General features: G+C 59.2%; 23 protein-coding genes and 1 pseudogene. 2 read left to right on the top strand and 22 right to left on the bottom strand.

What is annotated here, in order from left to right:
* Positions 1-4: 4 nt before the first annotated feature.
* Positions 5-1,003 (bottom strand): phage late control D family protein, encoded by a 999-nt coding sequence (locus NAT21_RS11355; protein WP_250938500.1) that lies wholly within the window; start codon positions 1,001-1,003, stop codon positions 5-7.
* Positions 1,000-1,443 carry a phage tail protein gene (locus NAT21_RS11360; protein WP_250938501.1) on the bottom strand — a complete coding sequence of 148 codons (444 nt, stop codon included), beginning with the start codon at positions 1,441-1,443 and terminating at the stop codon, positions 1,000-1,002. The genes NAT21_RS11355 and NAT21_RS11360 overlap by 4 nt, the downstream gene beginning before the upstream one ends.
* Between NAT21_RS11360 and NAT21_RS11365 the strand changes: the two genes are divergently transcribed.
* Complete coding sequence (locus NAT21_RS11365) at positions 1,442-1,870, top strand: hypothetical protein (protein ID WP_250938502.1); 429 nt, start codon at positions 1,442-1,444, stop codon at positions 1,868-1,870. The genes NAT21_RS11360 and NAT21_RS11365 overlap by 2 nt on opposite strands.
* Here the strand turns inward: NAT21_RS11365 and NAT21_RS11370 are convergent, their stop codons facing one another.
* From NAT21_RS11370 to NAT21_RS11395, 6 genes are all read right to left on the bottom strand, one after another.
* Complete coding sequence (locus NAT21_RS11370; protein WP_250938503.1) at positions 1,871-4,639, bottom strand: phage tail tape measure protein; 2,769 nt, start codon at positions 4,637-4,639, stop codon at positions 1,871-1,873. It abuts the gene before it with no gap.
* A gap of 275 nt (positions 4,640-4,914) precedes the next feature.
* Complete coding sequence (locus NAT21_RS11375; RefSeq protein WP_250938504.1) at positions 4,915-5,133, bottom strand: hypothetical protein; 219 nt, start codon at positions 5,131-5,133, stop codon at positions 4,915-4,917.
* Positions 5,130-5,279, bottom strand: coding sequence for a GpE family phage tail protein (locus NAT21_RS11380; protein WP_250938505.1), 150 nt, complete (start codon positions 5,277-5,279; stop codon positions 5,130-5,132). The genes NAT21_RS11375 and NAT21_RS11380 overlap by 4 nt, the downstream gene beginning before the upstream one ends.
* A gap of 26 nt (positions 5,280-5,305) precedes the next feature.
* Positions 5,306-5,614, bottom strand: coding sequence for a phage tail assembly protein (locus NAT21_RS11385; RefSeq protein WP_250938506.1), 309 nt, complete (start codon positions 5,612-5,614; stop codon positions 5,306-5,308).
* 37 nt (positions 5,615-5,651) lie between these two features.
* Complete coding sequence (locus NAT21_RS11390; RefSeq protein ID WP_250938507.1) at positions 5,652-6,164, bottom strand: phage major tail tube protein; 513 nt, start codon at positions 6,162-6,164, stop codon at positions 5,652-5,654.
* Between the two features lie 14 nt (positions 6,165-6,178).
* Complete coding sequence (locus NAT21_RS11395) at positions 6,179-7,360, bottom strand: phage tail sheath protein (RefSeq protein WP_250938508.1); 1,182 nt, start codon at positions 7,358-7,360, stop codon at positions 6,179-6,181.
* Between the two features lie 162 nt (positions 7,361-7,522).
* On the opposite strand from NAT21_RS11395, the gene NAT21_RS11400 reads away from it, so the two are divergent.
* Positions 7,523-9,502: an AAA family ATPase gene (locus tag NAT21_RS11400; RefSeq protein ID WP_250938509.1), complete on the top strand. Its 1,980-nt coding sequence runs from the start codon at positions 7,523-7,525 to the stop codon at positions 9,500-9,502.
* Between the two features lie 48 nt (positions 9,503-9,550).
* Here the strand turns inward: NAT21_RS11400 and NAT21_RS11405 are convergent, their stop codons facing one another.
* From NAT21_RS11405 to NAT21_RS11465, 14 genes and pseudogenes are all read right to left on the bottom strand, one after another.
* A complete protein-coding gene (locus NAT21_RS11405) occupies positions 9,551-10,102 on the bottom strand; it encodes a hypothetical protein (protein ID WP_250938510.1) in 552 nt (183 codons plus the stop codon).
* Positions 10,102-11,145, bottom strand: a complete 1,044-nt coding sequence (locus NAT21_RS11410; RefSeq protein ID WP_250938511.1) for a phage tail protein — start codon at positions 11,143-11,145, stop codon at positions 10,102-10,104. Before NAT21_RS11410 ends, NAT21_RS11405 begins: the two co-directional genes overlap by 1 nt.
* Complete coding sequence (locus NAT21_RS11415) at positions 11,142-11,774, bottom strand: phage tail protein I (protein ID WP_250938512.1); 633 nt, start codon at positions 11,772-11,774, stop codon at positions 11,142-11,144. Before NAT21_RS11415 ends, NAT21_RS11410 begins: the two co-directional genes overlap by 4 nt.
* Positions 11,767-12,678: a baseplate J/gp47 family protein gene (locus NAT21_RS11420; RefSeq protein WP_250938513.1), complete on the bottom strand. Its 912-nt coding sequence runs from the start codon at positions 12,676-12,678 to the stop codon at positions 11,767-11,769. Before NAT21_RS11420 ends, NAT21_RS11415 begins: the two co-directional genes overlap by 8 nt.
* Entirely contained in the window at positions 12,675-13,016 is a 342-nt protein-coding gene (locus tag NAT21_RS11425) for a GPW/gp25 family protein (protein ID WP_250938514.1), read from the bottom strand. The genes NAT21_RS11420 and NAT21_RS11425 overlap by 4 nt, the downstream gene beginning before the upstream one ends.
* A 5-nt stretch (positions 13,017-13,021) precedes the next feature.
* Positions 13,022-13,591 (bottom strand): phage baseplate assembly protein V, encoded by a 570-nt coding sequence (locus NAT21_RS11430; protein WP_250938516.1) that lies wholly within the window; start codon positions 13,589-13,591, stop codon positions 13,022-13,024.
* Between the two features lie 86 nt (positions 13,592-13,677).
* Positions 13,678-14,130 carry a phage virion morphogenesis protein gene (locus NAT21_RS11435; RefSeq protein WP_250938518.1) on the bottom strand — a complete coding sequence of 151 codons (453 nt, stop codon included), beginning with the start codon at positions 14,128-14,130 and terminating at the stop codon, positions 13,678-13,680.
* A complete protein-coding gene (locus tag NAT21_RS11440) occupies positions 14,123-14,623 on the bottom strand; it encodes a phage tail protein (RefSeq protein WP_250938520.1) in 501 nt (166 codons plus the stop codon). Before NAT21_RS11440 ends, NAT21_RS11435 begins: the two co-directional genes overlap by 8 nt.
* Complete coding sequence (gene lysC / locus NAT21_RS15595; RefSeq protein ID WP_350355177.1) at positions 14,620-14,856, bottom strand: Rz1-like lysis system protein LysC; 237 nt, start codon at positions 14,854-14,856, stop codon at positions 14,620-14,622. Before lysC ends, NAT21_RS11440 begins: the two co-directional genes overlap by 4 nt.
* Positions 14,750-15,151: pseudogene (gene lysB, locus NAT21_RS11445) on the bottom strand (Rz-like lysis system protein LysB); the annotation flags it as partial. The gene lysC and the pseudogene lysB, both read right to left, overlap by 107 nt.
* Positions 15,148-15,648: a lysozyme gene (locus NAT21_RS11450; RefSeq protein WP_250938523.1), complete on the bottom strand. Its 501-nt coding sequence runs from the start codon at positions 15,646-15,648 to the stop codon at positions 15,148-15,150. The gene NAT21_RS11450 and the pseudogene lysB, both read right to left, overlap by 4 nt.
* Positions 15,645-15,851, bottom strand: coding sequence for a phage holin family protein (locus NAT21_RS11455; protein ID WP_250938526.1), 207 nt, complete (start codon positions 15,849-15,851; stop codon positions 15,645-15,647). The genes NAT21_RS11450 and NAT21_RS11455 overlap by 4 nt, the downstream gene beginning before the upstream one ends.
* A gap of 2 nt (positions 15,852-15,853) precedes the next feature.
* Complete coding sequence (locus NAT21_RS11460; protein ID WP_250938528.1) at positions 15,854-16,069, bottom strand: tail protein X; 216 nt, start codon at positions 16,067-16,069, stop codon at positions 15,854-15,856.
* Positions 16,069-16,539, bottom strand: coding sequence for a head completion/stabilization protein (locus tag NAT21_RS11465; protein WP_250938530.1), 471 nt, complete (start codon positions 16,537-16,539; stop codon positions 16,069-16,071). Before NAT21_RS11465 ends, NAT21_RS11460 begins: the two co-directional genes overlap by 1 nt.
* Positions 16,540-16,559: the final 20 nt, after the last annotated feature.

The raw sequence follows: 16,559 nt of genomic DNA on the forward strand, positions 1-16,559 counted from the left end.
TCATTCAAACGCGCATCACCTCACATTTGATGCGCGTCCCATACCCCGAGTCATCGAGCGAGTCCACGACCTCCGTCACCAGCCAGCCGGTGCCGTCGATCTGGGGCTTCCAGCCGCTCAGGATGACGGGCGTCTCGGGCGTGATGTCGGCGCGACCGTGGGCCATGGTCAGCTCGAATTCTGCCGTGCCACGCTGAATGCGGCGCAATTCTGATTTTGCGGCCTCCAGCGCATCGGCCTCGCTGGCGTAGGTGGCGCGCAGATCCTTGAATTTATCCCCTTCACCGGCGATGACCGTCTGGCGCTTGCTGCCTGCCTTGTCGTTCCAGTGCGCGCGCACTCCGGTGTAGCTGTCGCGGTCGGTCTGGCTGTAACGGTGCTGGTCGCCGTCGCGGCGGGTGAGGGTGACGCCGGGCAGTTTGAGCCCGCTGGCTGTCAGTGCCTCGCCAGCGAGAGTAAACAGCATCCGTTCGGATTTGACGGCGGCGATAGCGTCATAACGCTGGCCCAGACGCGTCAGGAAATTGAGGTCTGATTCGTCGGTCTGATCGATGTGGCCGACGCGGATGCCACGTAGCGTATCGCCAATCACCGGCGATAGTTCGTGTCGCTTGGCGATGGTGTCGACGATGTCGCCCAGGGTGACGTCATGCCAGCTCTGACTGCGCTTGCCGGGTAACAGGTGGCGCATGTTGGCGGCGCGGGCGCGAATGGTGAGCTGGTCCGGCGAACCGCTGTGCTCGATCTCATCGACGATGAACACGCCCCGGTCGATGAGCCCCTCATCCTGCCAGCCGATGGCCACGGTGAGCTTGGCACCCCTGGGCGGCAGTTCGAGCTGGCCATCATGATCGGTGAGCGTCAGATCGAGCTGGTCGGCTTCCTGCCCGCGCTGGCTGGTAATGCGCAGATTGATCAACCGGCCGTTGATGCGGGGCGTGATGTCCTGCCCGGCGATGGTGATGCGGTAGCCGGGCCGGCGGTAGGTAGGCTGCTCCCTCATACGAATGCCCCGACCAGTCGCGCGCCGGCGTAAATCGTCAGGTCCCCAATCATATCGGTACGCTCGTCATCGACGTGCTCGAGCGTGAGGCTGAACTCGATTTTCGCGGCGGCACCGTCCCGGTAGAGCGTGCTGCTGGTCTCATCGACGCCGGTGATCACCCACAGCCCGTACTGGCGCCCGGTGCCCTCGACCAGCGGCCACGCCCGGCCCTGATCGGCCATATCGCGGATTTGGTCAAGACTCACTCGCCCGCCGGTGAACGCTGGCAGCAGCGTGCCCGAGAGGGTGATGGTGTCCGTACCTGGCCCGAGGAACTGATAGGCGGGCCGGTCGCCGACACGGGACTGGCTGGCATGGCGCCACTCGGTGCGGCGCTGGAGTTGCTGATAAGGTACCGTACTTGTCTCAAATACGAACATACCAAGGCACATGAGCATGGATACTCCTTTGAAAACTCGGTCCGTAAAAGCGGATCTGATCGGTAGATTCCTCATCCAATGGATATTTGGGTTTGTGATCATCTCCGTTCTATTGGAATGGGTGGGCCATTACTACGATCCCAGTAATGCTGAATTTTTGGGCAGCATTAAAAACTTGAGAGTGGATGTATTCATTACATTGGGTGTCGGAATGCTGGCTCTTTTGACGTTCAAAAAAGACAGTAATATCTCTGTTGCCTGCGCGGCGCTTTTCTCAATCACACTGGCCTTGTCGTCAGCGGCTATGCAGCTTGTGCCGGCCGATGTACGTATAGCTGATGATTTTTGGGGCCAGACATTGATTTTTTTGCCTTTGACTTCGATGTTGTCCTCCTTGATTTGGATGTCCCTAAACCTTATTTGGGCCATCCTTAAAGCTGTGTAATCAATCTCGATCCCACATCGAAGACCGACGCCGCGCCTGCTGCTCACGCGACCTACGATCCAGCTCGCGACTTACGGCGTTCGCGATCGCGTGCTCGTCGCCCCCGGGTGGGGCATTGATCGTAATGGTGTAGTGGCTGGTCGAGTTGTCCTGATAGCTGGGCGCTGCTGCCTGTGAGGCCAACGGCGGTCGATTATCAAACCGGATCGGCTCGGAGGCCGAGATCGAGGGCATGGCCGCTGCCGGCAGGGCCATGGCACCAAGGGCGAGACCGGCACCGGCAGCACGTACACGGCTGGCGATATCGGTGACGCTTTTCGCGGGATCATCGCGCTGACGCTCAAGCCCCAGCGTCAGGCCGTCGACGGTGTGGCCACCAAGGGCGGCGAACACGCGAGACGGTGAATGGATGCCCATCTTGTCCTTGAACCAGCCGGTGACACTGCCGGCGATGCCAGTAACAGTGCCTTTTAATGCCGCCCACTTCTCCTGTAGGCCGCCGATCAAGCCTTCAATGATATTGGCGCCGAAACCTGCAAATACACGCGACGGCGAGTGAATGCCCAGCACCTCCTTGAACCAACTGCCAATATTGCCGCCCATCTCTCGGATTGCGGAGCCCAGCTCACTCCAACCATTACGAATACCGAGGACGAGACCATCGACAATGTAGGTGCCGAATGATGAGAACATCGCCGGCACTTCAAGGCCCATCGCCGATAAGCCGGAAACAATGGCCTTATGAACCAGACCGATGGGGCTCCAATCGATCAGCCGCTTTACTACTCCTGCGATCCCGCCTTCGAAAGCGCCATCTATCTGACGAAATAGCCCGATAAAAAAGTCACTGATCGGCTCCCAGTAGCGATAGATCAGATAGGCGGCCCCAGCGATGGCTGTGACTGCCAGCCCGATGGGATTCATCAAGAACATGCGACCTACGGTCAGGAAGATGCGACCCAACCACATCAGTGCCGATCCCAGTGCGGGAAGAATCTTGCTGGTGAGTGAGTAGATCCTGCCCCCAAGCCCGCCGGTCTTGATGCCCAGCATGGCAAGCCCATATCGTACCGTGACGATGGGGCCGAGCAGTGAAGCCAGCATAACGGTGAGCGCACCACCAGTAGCGACCAGCGCGGCAACGCCAGCGGCAACCTTGGCGATGGTGCTGGCGAGTTCGGGATTGGCCTTGATCCAGTCACCGACGGCGCGGGTGATACTGGTCACCCACTGCACCAGATCACGCAGCGGCTCTTCATTGGTGTCGGTGATGCTGATACCGACTTCTTCCCAAGCCGATTGCAGCCCCTTGAGATCCCCGCCGATGTTATCGGTGCGGGTTTCGGCCACTTTGGCCGCCTCGCCCATCGATCCCTTGAGTATTTCAACGAACTTTTCGATGCCGGCGGCGCCCTGCTGACCGATCAGCTCGGCCATGCCGGCGCCGGGCTCCTCACCGAAAATCGATTTCAGATAGGCGGCGCGATCCGCGTTGCCCATGCTCTCGGTGGCCTTGGCCACGTCGGCGAGGATCTTGGGTACGGCGCGCAGGTTGCCATCGGCGTCGCTGGCTTCAACGCCCAATTCCTTGAGCGCTCCGGCAGCGGCGCCGGTCGGGGCGGCCAGTCGGGTCATCATGGCGCGCAGCGTGGTGCCGGCCTGACTGCCCTGTATGCCCACGTTACCGAGCAGCCCCGTCATGGCGGCGGCTTCTTCCATGCTGACGCCCATGGCGCGCGCCTGCGGGGCGACGTACTTCATCGACTCGCCAAGCATTTCCAGATCGACGTTCGCGCGCGTGGTAGTGGCTGTCAGCACGTCACCGACGCGGCCCATCTGGTCCGGGTCGAGGCCAAAGCCGGACAGGATGTTGGAGGAAATGTCAGACGCGCGGGCCAGATCCATGTCATTGGCCAGCGCCATATTGAGCATGTCGGGGATGGCTTTCTGAATGGCCTCGGGATCAAAGCCGGCCATGGCCAGAAAGCCCTGACCCTGCGCGACTTCCGAGGCGCTGAACGCGGTCGAGCTGCCGAGGTCACGCGACTGCTGCTTGAGCGCCTGGAAGCGCGGGTCATCTTTTTCCAGCCGGGTGAGAGCCTGCACCTTTGAGGCGGCCTGACCGTATTCGATGCCGGGGTTAAGCAGACGCGCACCGCCATAGAGCGCTGCGCCACCGGTGGCCATCCCGGTAAAGCCGGCGCTGCGCATCGTATTCGCACGCCCGAGGCTGCGGTGATACTGGTCACTGGCTGCTTGTGCCTTACGCTGAGCATCGCCCAGCTTTTTGAGCTTCTGTTTTTGCTGGTCTATTTCCGAATTGGCTTTGCGGATCTTTTTGGTCAGCGATTCTTCGCTACCGGCCAGCTTGCCGGTAATGCCGTGGGTGTCGCGAATAGTGGCCTTGAGTTGATGAGCCTCACGCCGCTGCTGGTCATATTCGTTTGCCAGTTTCTGGGCCTTTTTGATGGCCTTGTCCCGCTCCTTGTTGAAGCTGCTCGTATCGCCTTCGGCCTGTCGAATCTGGGTAGAAAGCTCTTTGATGCGGGCGCGTTCCTCCTTGAGCGCGTCACTGGTCTCACTGGCCTGCTTCTTCATGTCCCGAAAGCCGCGCAGATCCTTCTGTGCCTTTTCCAGTGATCTTAGCTGGTCACGCGAGGCTTTCAGGGCTTCGGCGGTTTTGCCGCTGCCCTGGGTGATTTTTTTCAGGGGGCCGGTGGCTTTATCAACGGCGTTTAGCAGCACCTGCAGCTTGAGATCGCGCGCCATGCGTCACACTCCACTTTTTTCAGTGATGGGGGCCACGAAGGCGCTGATATATTGGCCGGTTCTTTTTTTCGACATGAGACGCGGCAATGAGAAAGCTGTGGGGCGCTTTAGCGCGGTGGCTGCAACGCCTGAAGCAACAGCATTGGGATGAGTATTTCTGTGAATACAAAAGCCCGATGGTAGCGGGTGTTTATCGACAGGCCCCGCCATTGAGGCGCTTTTGCCGTTGGCTCGGCAGGGGCTTGCAGAAAGTACTGACCAAGGGCGTCTGGCCATTACTCTTTGCCCTTGGCACGGGCGTGCTTTCCACCCTGCTGGTGAACTGGCTTGGCCTGTAGCCGATAGTTCTGGCGTAGCGCGTTGGCCATGCGCTCCAGCCATTCAGCGGATTCAGACGGTGTCATGCCGGGGGAAAGAAATACCTGCGGGGGAGACGCGCGCAGGATGTCGAGCTGGGCGCTTTCCTTACTTGTCAGCCAACGACGTCGCATCATCGTTTTTTACCCTTTCCATGTGCCCCATGAGCATCTTCGGGGGCTGATCGTTTGCGGGCGCGCTCGCGCCAGTCCATCAGTTCACGGATTGAAAAATCCGCGCAGTCGGCGGGGGTCCAGTGGAACACGATGGCCAGATCGGCCATCGCATCCTCGACGGAGGCAGGGAGGTTTATGCGGCCTCGCCCTTCGCCCGCTTCGTCAGCAAAAAACCGGCGATCTCTCCGCCGCACTGGACTAGATCCGCCGGGTCCATGTTGCGCACCTCGTGCTCGGTCAAAGACGGATTCGACAGGCGCGGGATCAGCTTGATCAGCGCGTCGGTCTGCAGCTGCAGCACGTCGGAGAGATTGACGCCGCGCAGTTCGCCGGCAGTGGGCTTGCGCAGGGTGAGGCTGTTGATGGTCTCGCCGCTGCGAACGACGGGGGTGTCCAGTTCGATGGCGTCGCTGACGGCCTGGGTGACTTGTGCCTTGGTCATGAAGGATCTCTTTTATCGATGATTGATGGTTGCTTGATCAGATGCCGAGGGCACGGCGGCGCTGGGCCAGCCGGTCGGTGCCGTTGACCTTGAATACGCCGTTGGGGATGTCGTTTTCGATGACGGTGCGCCCGTCGATGACGAGCTTGTAATAACTGAGCGTCGTGGTGATCTGGTGCTCGGTGTTCTCACCGGATTGGGCGTCGCCCATGTCGATCTCGGTGTGCCGGCCACGCATGACGACCTCAACCGCGACCACCTCATCGACGTCGTCGCGCTCGTAGCTGCCGGTCATGCGCAGCAGGTCGGCGTCGAGGCGGGCGCTGCCGTAATTATCAAAGATCGACTCGATCAGGCCGCCGACGGTCCACTGACACGTCATGAGACCGTCCTGTCCCATGTCGATGCCGACGGTGCCGTCCATGCCGCCGCCGCGCCATTCCTCGATCTTGCGGGTGAGGGTGGGCAACGTGACGGACTGAACCTGCCCCTGATAGCTGTTGCCATTGCCGAACAGGTTCAGGCCCTTGAGCTTTTTGGGTAGTGCCATGGTTTATCTCCTGTTCAACCGGCGTTCACGCGGTCGGCGAAATCGGCCAGATAGGTGTCGGTGATGCGCTGCTGGAAGCCGAGGTCTTCCAGCGGGGGCACCGGGGTGTAGTCGTAATCGATGCGCAGCTTGCCGGCTTTTAGCGAGGTCTCGTCGTTGAGGTCTTCATTCAGCCAGGCAGTGCCGTCGACGATCAGGCCCAGCGCCTTGAGTTCGGAGAACTTGGCATTGATGCCTTCGATGATGTCGCGGGCGAGGCTGGGGTGCAGGGGCTTGTCGACGGCCCACATATGCGCTTCGGCGATGGAGTCGGCGAGGATCTGCGCGGTGCGGGTGTAGTTCTCGAACGCAAAGAGGCTGGTCGGCCCGGCGCAGGTTCGTGAGCCCCAGAAGCGGAACCCGTCGCGCTGAATCAGGGTGGTGACGTCGGCGGCGTTCAAAATGCCGGCGTCGGTGTTCGGATTCTGCAGCGACCAGAACACGTCGGCGCTGATGCCGGTCACGCCGTTGACGGCGACGTTCGACAGCGTCTTGTGCCAGCCGACCTCCTGATCGATTTTCGCGCGTAGGCCGAGGGCGGAGGCCACGGCGCTGATGGTCGCGGTTTCGGCGGCGGCCACGTCGAACGCCTCGAACTCGGGCCAGATGATCATCAGCTCGCGGGCGCCGAACTGGTCGCGGTAGGCGGTGACGTCCGAGATGGTGGTGCAGTCGTGGGCGTAGCTGTAGACGAACGCGCGCAGATCCTGCGCGATGCTGACCAGTGCCGTGGTGGCTGATTGATTGTCCAGCCCCGGTGCACCGAGGATGCGCGGCGTCACGCCCAGCGAGGCACTGGCCGAGAGCAGCGCCTGCGCGCCGGTGCGGCGACCGTTCTCGTCGACGGTGCCGATGGCGTTGGCCGTGGTTTCGTCAGCGTCGGCGCCTTCTTCGACACGGACGGCCACGATGATCGGTTTGGTCTGGGACTGAATCGCCGTTAGCGTGCGGCGCAGGGTGCCAGTGGTGCCAGCCTTGCCGATCGCGGTCGAGACGTTGGTGATGAGCGTGGCGCGGTTGAGCGGGAACGCTTCGGCGTCAGCATCGGCGCCAGTGCAGACAATGCCGATGACGGCGGTCGAGACCGTGCGGATAACGCGGGTGCCGTCGTTGACTTCGGCGACGCGCACGCCGTGGTGGTATTGGTCGAGTGCCATGTCGGTACCTGATCAGGTGAGCGGGCAGGGTGATCCAGTGATGTGGTGACATGGTGTGTGGTGATGCGGAGCAGGGCGAGCGCCGGGCGTTGTAAAAGCAGCTTTGACAAATATATACGTTAGTTTCGGCCGCTTCTGATTTACCTAAAGAAAAAAGAGAGAATGCCGATTTTTATTGAAAACTCAGTCTTTGGAGGGGGAGAGTCGATGATTGCAGGTTTGTTTTTACGAAATATCAAATGTTATGGGAATCTTCATTTTTTACCTTTCACTAAGGATATTGGGGATAATATAAATATATTTATCGGAGATAATGGTGTCGGAAAATCAACTGTTTTAAGTTCGTTAGATTGTATAATGAACAATATAAACCCTAAGGATTGGGAAACTACTTTAGGTCAAAAGAAAGACAGGGCTCATATTTGTCCGGTTTTTTTAATAGAAAAAGACAGTATAAAGCAAGATGATCAGATTGAAGCGATATCCAGTTTTTTTTGGAACTACGATATGTCAAAAGTCAATCAGTCTGATTCAACTGAACTTTTTGTTGAGTGGAGGGATGACCTGAAAAGCAAGATAGATATTGATAAATACTATCTTGTTGCTATCGGCAAAAATTACGAAGGGGGTGTGATATTAACGTCAACATTCGATAAAACGGTTTTCAATAACACAAAGAGGCATGGGGTTTCTAAGGAATATATATTTAATCTCTTCAAAAGGATAGTGTCCAATTATAGTTACATATATATACCGGTGGAGTCTAGAATTGATGATGTTTTATCTATGCAGGCTAACGAAATGCAAAGCCTTATGGATAGAAGCATTGTAGATGAGATAAGAGATCTCTTTTGTAAGCGTGAGCATGTAAAAGATAACGATAACAAAAGATCAAGTATTACTGATCTTATTAATGGGAAGCTTGGTAGCTATGTGGATGATATTAATAATAAGCTGTCTGATGGTTACAAGTTTGAGCCTAAGGCACACAAGAAGACGATAAAGCCAAATGATATAGTTAAAGTTGTTCTTTCAGAATATTTTAGCATACGCCCACTAACAAAAGATGGGAAAAACATAGATAGTTTAAGTTCTGGTCAACAAAGGCTGGCTTTAATAGACGTTGCTACAACTCTGTTATCCTCGAACGCAAAGAAATCAAAGAAAGTAGTATTGGCTATCGATGAACCTGAAAGCTCACTGGAAGCAGCTCAAAGGTTCAGACAATTCAATCGTCTGGTAGGTATTGCAGAAAAGTATAGCAATCAAATATTTTTGACTACGCATTGGTATGGGCTTTTACTTCGTCCTTCTAAAGGGCGACTTCATTATATAGAAGAGAAAAGTTTGATTCCGGCAGTTAAAGATTACAGCATGGAGTCGTTTTTCGATAGTAGGAGAAGCTTTCCTAACTCTTTTGAAATGAAAAGCTATTTCGATTTAATGAGCTCTATGTTGTCGATACTCAAAAGCCAAGAAGAGAACTGGATAATTTGCGAAGGGGCTGAGGATGCAAGTTATTTGAGTTTGTATTTAAGTGACCGTATTCAGAGGTTACATATTTTGCCATTTAATGGCTGTGGAAATGTTAGAAAGCTTTTTGAGTTTCTGGCTGTGCCCTTCAGTGATAATGATGAATCTAAAAGAATATTGGGCAAGGTTTTGTGTCTGATAGACACGGATGCCAAATCAACAGTTATCGTTGACGGCTATAATGCCGGGAAATTCAATTCTAAGCTTGGCTTTAAGCGTTGGGGTTTTAATAGGGAAAACAATAAGGTCACTACGATTAGTGTGGCTAGTCATTTTTCTGTTAATACAGAGATAGAAGACGTTTTAGAAGCTTCGGTTGCATGGGAAGCCTTAACAAATTTGTCAAAATCAGATGCCGAATTCGAAGCTATTCTAAGTTGCTATCAGTTCAATCCTGACGTTACGTATACAGATTTTACTGGAGAAATGGCAATGTTTGAGTGTAACGATGTAGAAAGCTATGAAAAAAAGCCTCGTTTAAAAGAATTTTTAGCAAGTGATGAGATTAAGGGTTTATTTTCAAAAGAGTACAAAAAATCTTTTTTGGATAGAAAAGAGTACGCTCAGATAGAATGGGTCGATGAAATAGCGGGTTTTTTTGACAAGTAAATGTAACAGGCTTAGTGTCTAGGCCTGTTATCGATGTTTTCTGATTTTTTATGTCTGCCTTTCAAGTTGTTCCACATACTGTTGTGCAGTATTGAAAAAGTCATCGGTGTCAGCATCACGCACTGCAGCTTTACCCGCAAGCCGTATACGGCGCACGTCCTGCAGCAGCTCCTGTGCCCGTGCGGCGGCTTCTGCGATCTGCTGGGCGGCGTCTTCGACGGTGAGCCCTTCGGCAATGGCGTAACTCTGAATCGCGTCGGGCACCTCGCCCTCGGGGTTGTTGCGGTACTCGATCAGTGCCTGGGCGACCAGCTGATATTCGGCATCGAGATACTGGCCGACGGATCTGTCAGAGGCGCGGACGCGGTCGGCGGTGGCGTCAAGCCAGTCGAGCGCGTTTTGGCGCTGCTGCCCGGCGGTAAATTCGAGCCGTATGGCGACAGGTCGCCCATTCTTGTCTGCGGTGATGTGGCATCCTTCGGCCTGAGCGGCGATGAGTTCATCGCGTTTTTGCCGCGTGATGCCAACCGCGTCATCCGGTATCGAAGGATGCGCGCCGTCATAAAAACAGCCCGTTGATGCTGAGTATTGATAATCCATCAGCTCATTCCTCCAAACGCCAGATACGTTATGTCCGTGACGGCAAACGGGTTGTCACCGCTGCCCGATCTGCCATATGCCCTGAACCTGCCGAGATCGATCACTTCGCACGACACGCTGTTGGCGCCATTGCCCCGATCCATCGCATAGACAAAATCAAAACTCGTTTCGAACGCCTCCGGCAACACGATGGCGATGCCGTTATTACCGGCAGCGGCAGGTATCTGAGCCCGCCCCATCCTGATCTGCCATTTTTTCGCTTCGCCGTCTCGACGGTACGGGGTGTTGACGGTGTTTCTGGTAACGCTCAAGGCGGTGAGATCGAGCAACCGTGTCAGCACATCGCTGACGTTCGTGAGTCCGGTTGCACTGATCATTTCCTCAATCAGCGCGATCTGCTCGGCCTGGTGTGCGGCTGTCTCATTGCGGTGATCATCCAGCTGCGCCATGCCGCCGGCAGGCGTCTGGGCCGCCTTGGTTTCCTCGCCTTTCTTCGACTCGGTCAGCGTGGCAAAGCGCATCATGCCGCTGTTTTTGGTGTCGGCGGCAGGGTGGTTGCGGCTTTCCGCGTGGGCTTTGAGGCTTTCGTCGACGTACTGGCGCGAGGCCATGACCACACTGGGGTCGATCCTGAGCGTCACGGCGCTGGTGTCGGTGACTTCCATCACAAAGCGGATGGTTTGCGTGCGGCTGGAGCCTTCCGAGAGCTGGGGCTTGTAGGTCTCGGGGTAGTTGCCGTAGGCGATCAGGTTGCCGTCGGTGTCATAGAGGCCGACCTCGCGGATCGTCCAGCCGCCGACGTCGGCGGGCAGCACCTGCTCGACGACGGTCCAGTTCGGGTTGTCGTCATCGACGGCGGTCTGGTTGATCGGGCCGCGCCGCACCTCGTTGACCAGGCGCGTGACGGTGGCGTCGGGCGTGGGCAGCTTGCCGCCGCCGTCACCAATGGCCATGGTCGCAATGGTCAAGGGTTCGCCGTAGGCGATGGCATTGGCCAGCAGGCCCTGCCCGGTTTTGGTCAGTAGCGTAAAGAACTGGCTCATGGGGCCTCGCTCATGTTCATGGGATAGATGGTGGTGGTATCGAATGCCTCGACCATGGCCACGTGATAGAGCGCGCCGGTCGAGGCGATAAATTCGGGGGCGTAGGGGTAGACCGTAGTGGTGTCGCCGTCGTAGGCGGCCAGACCCACATAGAGCGGGCCGCGCGTCTCACCGAGCAGGTCGAGGCCGATGATGTGACGCGTCAGTGGTTTGGCATCGAATACCAGCCGGGTCAGCTCGGTGTACATCTGGTCAGTGATGCCGGTATCCAGCACGCCGATGCGCAGGGCGAACGTGCCGGGTTCGCCCTCGGGCACGCGCTGCCACCATTCCTCGACTTCGAGTAGGTAGCCGAGCGGCTCAACGACGCGCCGCAGGGCGCTGATGGTGCCTTTACGCGAGTGGACGTAATACGCGGCACGGACAACGCCGCGTTTGGTCATCTCGCCCCATGTGGTGTCCCAGCGATCCACACTGAATGCCCACGCCAGATAGGGCAGCAGGGGCAGCGGGCAATCATCCGGGCTCATAAGGGTTCGCAGCGGTACCGGCACGCGTTCAAGATCGGCGAGCGCCTCGGCGGCGAGGCGTTCGAGCGTTGTGCTATTGGCCGGCAGTAGCCTACTCATCATTGCCCCCGAGCGTCAGGGTGACGCCGGTGCAGTGCGATGCCTGGCTGTCATCCAGCACCACGTCAGCCGTTGGGCTTTGAAGCTCGACGCGCTGGACGCCCTCGACATGCAATGCGGCATACACGGCTGACAGACGGATATCGCGCCCGAGCCGGCGCTGCTCGGCGACATAGGCGGCGGCCCTGGCGCGTGAGGCGGCAAGGATGGGCTCCTGCTCGGGGCCGGGGTAGAGATAGAGCGTGGCCTCGATGGCGTAGTCGACGATGGTGGCTGACTGGACGATGAGCCGGTCCCCCACCGGGCGCACGTCCTCGGCAGAGAGGGCGGCTTGCACGATATCAAGTAGATCCTGAGTAGCCTCGCCGGTGCCGAGCTGGGACAGCACGGTGACGACGGCCACGCAGGGGCCGGGGCTGACGGCAGTGGCATCGGCCACCCGGCCATCTGCGCTTAGCGCGTGGAACACGTAGGCCCCGGTTGGGCCGGCCACACTCAGCCCTTCGAACGCCCGCTGCGCACGCAGGCGCAGCCGGGTATCGCTTTCATGGGTCGGCGGTACCGGCGGCACGGCGTCGGGATCGCCCGGATCAATCATCAGACGCTCGACGTTGACGTTCGCCGCCTGCTGATCGAGGTCGGCCTCAATGGCAAACGCGAGCATGGTGGCCCGGGCAGCTTCGTTAATGCGGCTTCGCAGTACGACTTCGCGGTAGGCATTTTCCTGCAGTAGCTTGGTGATCGGCTCGGATTCCAGCGCAAGCCGGGCGGAGATGTCGGCGTGCTCATTCTCCGGGTAAAGCGCGATCAAGCGCGCCTTGCGCTCATCAAGCAGGGTCTCGAAATCGATGACCTCGACGACATTGGGCGCGGGCAGCTGGGAGAGATCAATCGGGCTGCTCACGTGTCACCTCGCAGCGGGACGGTCAGGTCGATGGTTTCCCCGGTATCTACCCGTCGTCCGGTGATGGTCAATAGCAGACGGCCGGGGCGATCTGCATCGATGAGGCGTTGCACCTGCTGGACGCGCAGGCGCGGCTCCCACTTCATCAGCGCCACTACGGTGGCCGAGTAGGCGCGCAGGGCAGTGGCACCGTTCAGCGGCTGGTCAATGAGGTCCGGCAGCAGGCTGCCGTACTCGCGGCGCATGACCCGCGAGCCGATGGGCGTGGTGAGAATGTCACCGACGCTTTGGCAGATATGCTCGTCACCGGACAGGGGCGCGCCGGTGTGGCGATTCATGCCGCTCATTGTGGTGGCCCCGAGGTATCCGAGCCGGACCGAACGCCGGTGGTTTTGTGATTGACCAGGCTGATGCCGGATGCGGTGACATCGACGGGTGTAGTGATGGCATCAGAAACGTGCAGCGTGCCCTTGATCACGACCGGGCCGGTGACGGTAACGCCAGCAGGGGCGGTAATGGCCGCCGAGCCGGGCAGACTCGCGCGCAGGTGTTTTGCCGCGTGGTCGTATTCGATGACGGCGCCGTCAGGCATGTCCCATCGTGTCAGGTTCGGATCATCGCTCAAAGCCGGGTAGGCGTTGCTGTTGATGGCGCCCAGCACCACGCCCCCGGCCAGCTCACCGCCGGGGGCCAGCAGCACGACCTGCTCGCCGATGGTCGGCGGGTTCCATGTGCGCGTGGCACCGGCGCGGCTTTCCAGCCACATCAGCCAGTCGGTCAGCAGGTCGCCGGTAGTGACGCGGACACGCGCCGGGCGTGGCGGTTCGGCCATGGCGTCGCCGTGATCGATCTCGGCGATGGTGCCGAGTCGGATCATGTTCTGCAGGAGTCGGGCGAGTTCGACGGGATTCATCAACGCTCCGGGCGGTAAACGGGTATGCGGCTATCGTCGGCAGGTGTGGGGAATGATGCGAGCGGCGGGCGTTGTAAAACGGGCCGTTACAGCCCGTGATTGAGGTGGTCGAGCAGGGAGTCGCGCAGCACGGTGCGGTCATGATCGGTGAAGCCCAGCAGCTCGCGCTGCTCGTACTGCACGCGCGGGCCGTTGATCGCTACGCGGTCGCGCAGGCCGAACTGGTGGGTCTTGGCGATGCTGGCCACGCGGCCAAAAAAACCGACCTCGACACCGTCGGCGCTGGTGCGCACGCGCAGATATTTGGCGGTGCGCAGCTTGCTGAACATCGCTTTCCGGCGGATCGCACCTTTCTGGCTTTGCGCCTTGCGCTGGGCATATTGGGTTCCGTCGGGGTTTTTCTGGGCCTTGATACGCTCGCGTTGGGAACGACGCAGGTCGGTGGCCACCACGCGCGCAAGCCGGCGGCGCTCTTTCGCGTCCAGCTTGGCCAGCAGGGGCGCAGCCCAGTCTTCGAGGCGCTCGATGTTGTCAGCCATTGGCGCCCTCCGGCTCGGTGTAGTCGCTCAGGTGCTGATATTCGCTGTCGCCCTTGTGGCTTTTCGAGAGCAGCTGCCAGCGGCGCGGGCCGCAGGTGTCGACATCAAAGCGGGGCATGCGGTGGCTGATGTTGATATGGCCGGTGTCGCAGTCCTTTTTGGCGACGACGCGCTCGGTGAGCTGGATGCGCAGGGCGAGATCGACGGCCTCGTTATTCAAAATTTCGGCCTCAAATTTTAACGCCTCGGCGGGCGTTAAATCGGGCTGATAAACGGCGAGCCAGTCCAGCAGCGGGATCATCACGGTGTCGATGTCGTCGGCGAAATCGGTCAGCACGATCTGCGCGGTGAACGTGTAGCCGTGGGACAGGTTCGGGCCGGGGGCGAATTCGATGGTGCCGTCCTCGACGAACGTCAGCAGGTTGCCGGGATCGCGCTGAAGATGCGGGATGGCGTCGAGCAGGTACTGACGCAACACGGTGAGCTTTTTCACTGGACGGTCTCCTGACAGGCAATGATGGCGTCGACTTCGGCGGCACACATTGCCCAGGCGGCCTCGGTCCGTTCGAGCTGCAGGTGCAGTTCGCCGTTACTGGTCGGGTGACTGGCCGGCAGGGTGCAGGGTGTTGGGGTCGCGCACTGATTGACGATAAGCGGCGGCGCCGGTGACGGCGGGGCGCTGGCGCAGCCGGATAACAGTGTCAGGCAGGCGAGCGTCGGCCCAATCTTTCGTGTCGGTATCATCGCGCTGGATCTCTCTGATCTGTTCAAGACGGTTGGAGGCGGTGCGGGCCAGCTCGGTCTGCTGGTCTGCGAGCGCGGCACGCTGGGATTCAAGGCGGCGGGCGTTATCCCAGAGGGCATCGATCACCACCTGCCGGCGGTGGTTTTCCTGTTCGGCGCTATCGCGCTCGAGAGCGATCCGATCGGCCCGCTCATTGGCGGCATTGCCGCGTTGCCAGAGCGCCCAGCCGCCGAGAGCGAGGCTGAAAACCAGTGCACTGGTGATTAGCCGGGTCATGAGTCGATCCCGATCAGACACAGTGCCCGTTCGGCCTCTCGTCGCTTCACCAGGCCAGACATCTTGCGCCCACTGGCATAGACCCAGCGGGACAGCTGATCGCAGGCCGCTCGGGTTTGTCCGGCATTGAGGCGTTTGAGCAGGGTGGATTGCTGAAAGGCCCCCTCACCGACGTTGAAGATGAACGACGCCAGCGCGGCACGACGCGTTGGGGGCAGCGTCTGGTTGATGTCCGGTGCCAGGCTCGCATTGATGGCATCAAAGGCCTGGCCCAGATCCCCCTTGAGCAACTCGGTGCATTCTTCCGGGCTACGTGTCTGGTGCAGGGCTACCGTCGGGCCGGTATGACCGGTGCAGATCGTGGGAATGCCGACCGGGTCGGGGTAGGTCTCAAGGGAGGTGCCTTCGAAGTAGCTTACGACCTGAATCGACAGGGACAGCGCGCCGCCCAGGGCTGCGCCCAGAGCACCTGCGCCGATGCGTCCGGGCTTTTTCATGTGTCACCGCCCCGGCGGCGACGCCAGTTTCGGAAGGAGGTGACATAACGCGGAATCAGCAGGCCGAGCTGCAATACGATATAGACCACCGTCAGGATGGCTACCCAGTCACTGGGGGTCATGCCGCCCCAGTGCAGAGCGCTCACCAGTGCCGGCGGGGCCACTTTCATGGCTTCCGTGGTGATATGAAGATCATTCGACATACTCAGTCCCACAGGTTGATGGTCGTGATGACAGGCGTGGCCGTTGCCGCGCCGCGTGTTGGCAGGTGCACGGCGGTACCGGCCGGCAGAATCGGGCCGTCATCGCACAGCCCGGGGTTGAGGGCATAGACGTCGCTGACGTCTGTGGTGGTTCCAAGGTGGCGATAGCAGAGGCGGTCGAGGGTATCGCCCTGCAGACTACGTACCGTGCGAGCCATCAGATCAGCTCCACGGTGACGTGGGGCCGGTCGAGGATCTCGCTGATCGCCCAGGCTGCATCGCGGCGGTAACTCTCGCCGGCGTACTCCTGCAGATCGCCCCGGTCGCGAGCACTGGCCGTGGCGTCATAATCGCGATACGCCTCGGCGATGGCGGCATGGGCAGTGGCATAGACGGCGCGACGATAGAGGGCGAGATAAATACCGGGCGGGTGCCAGTCGGGTGTCGGGACGTCCTGCACCTGCTGATAACCGGCGTCGATCTGGCTGGTTTGCCAGTGACGCAGCACGCGGTTGACGGTGGCCATGGCGGTGAGCAGGGCATCCTGCACGCGCGGCGGGGTGACGGTGCCGTCGATACGGCGCGCGTCGCGGAACTTGGCCGGCTGGATGGTCGGCCAAAAGCCATTGTTCTGGATGGGTTCGGCAGTACGGGCGCTGGCGTTACCAGTGGGGGCGAAACTGCTCATGGCGTCACCTCGGTGCGTTC

The sequence above is a fragment of the Larsenimonas rhizosphaerae genome (genome assembly GCF_023700005.1).
GTDB lineage: Bacteria > Pseudomonadota > Gammaproteobacteria > Pseudomonadales > Halomonadaceae > Larsenimonas > Larsenimonas rhizosphaerae.

Bases quoted from the DNA above. Each gene is read 5' to 3' on its own strand.
- NAT21_RS11355 (WP_250938500.1), bottom strand. From the start codon at position 1,003: ATGAGGGAGCAGCCTACCTACCGCCGGCCCGGCTACCGCATCACCATC.
- NAT21_RS11365 (WP_250938502.1), top strand. From the start codon at position 1,442: ATGGATACTCCTTTGAAAACTCGGTCCGTAAAAGCGGATCTGATCGGT.
- NAT21_RS11360 (WP_250938501.1), bottom strand. From the start codon at position 1,443: ATGCTCATGTGCCTTGGTATGTTCGTATTTGAGACAAGTACGGTACCT.
- NAT21_RS11370 (WP_250938503.1), bottom strand. From the start codon at position 4,639: ATGGCGCGCGATCTCAAGCTGCAGGTGCTGCTAAACGCCGTTGATAAA.
- NAT21_RS11375 (WP_250938504.1), bottom strand. From the start codon at position 5,133: ATGATGCGACGTCGTTGGCTGACAAGTAAGGAAAGCGCCCAGCTCGAC.
- NAT21_RS11380 (WP_250938505.1), bottom strand. From the start codon at position 5,279: ATGGCCGATCTGGCCATCGTGTTCCACTGGACCCCCGCCGACTGCGCG.
- NAT21_RS11385 (WP_250938506.1), bottom strand. From the start codon at position 5,614: ATGACCAAGGCACAAGTCACCCAGGCCGTCAGCGACGCCATCGAACTG.
- NAT21_RS11390 (WP_250938507.1), bottom strand. From the start codon at position 6,164: ATGGCACTACCCAAAAAGCTCAAGGGCCTGAACCTGTTCGGCAATGGC.
- NAT21_RS11395 (WP_250938508.1), bottom strand. From the start codon at position 7,360: ATGGCACTCGACCAATACCACCACGGCGTGCGCGTCGCCGAAGTCAAC.
- NAT21_RS11400 (WP_250938509.1), top strand. From the start codon at position 7,523: ATGCCGATTTTTATTGAAAACTCAGTCTTTGGAGGGGGAGAGTCGATG.
- NAT21_RS11405 (WP_250938510.1), bottom strand. From the start codon at position 10,102: ATGGATTATCAATACTCAGCATCAACGGGCTGTTTTTATGACGGCGCG.
- NAT21_RS11410 (WP_250938511.1), bottom strand. From the start codon at position 11,145: ATGAGCCAGTTCTTTACGCTACTGACCAAAACCGGGCAGGGCCTGCTG.
- NAT21_RS11415 (WP_250938512.1), bottom strand. From the start codon at position 11,774: ATGAGTAGGCTACTGCCGGCCAATAGCACAACGCTCGAACGCCTCGCC.
- NAT21_RS11425 (WP_250938514.1), bottom strand. From the start codon at position 13,016: ATGAATCGCCACACCGGCGCGCCCCTGTCCGGTGACGAGCATATCTGC.
- NAT21_RS11430 (WP_250938516.1), bottom strand. From the start codon at position 13,591: ATGAATCCCGTCGAACTCGCCCGACTCCTGCAGAACATGATCCGACTC.
- NAT21_RS11435 (WP_250938518.1), bottom strand. From the start codon at position 14,130: ATGGCTGACAACATCGAGCGCCTCGAAGACTGGGCTGCGCCCCTGCTG.
- NAT21_RS11450 (WP_250938523.1), bottom strand. From the start codon at position 15,648: ATGAAAAAGCCCGGACGCATCGGCGCAGGTGCTCTGGGCGCAGCCCTG.
- NAT21_RS11455 (WP_250938526.1), bottom strand. From the start codon at position 15,851: ATGTCGAATGATCTTCATATCACCACGGAAGCCATGAAAGTGGCCCCG.
- NAT21_RS11460 (WP_250938528.1), bottom strand. From the start codon at position 16,069: ATGGCTCGCACGGTACGTAGTCTGCAGGGCGATACCCTCGACCGCCTC.
- NAT21_RS11465 (WP_250938530.1), bottom strand. From the start codon at position 16,539: ATGAGCAGTTTCGCCCCCACTGGTAACGCCAGCGCCCGTACTGCCGAA.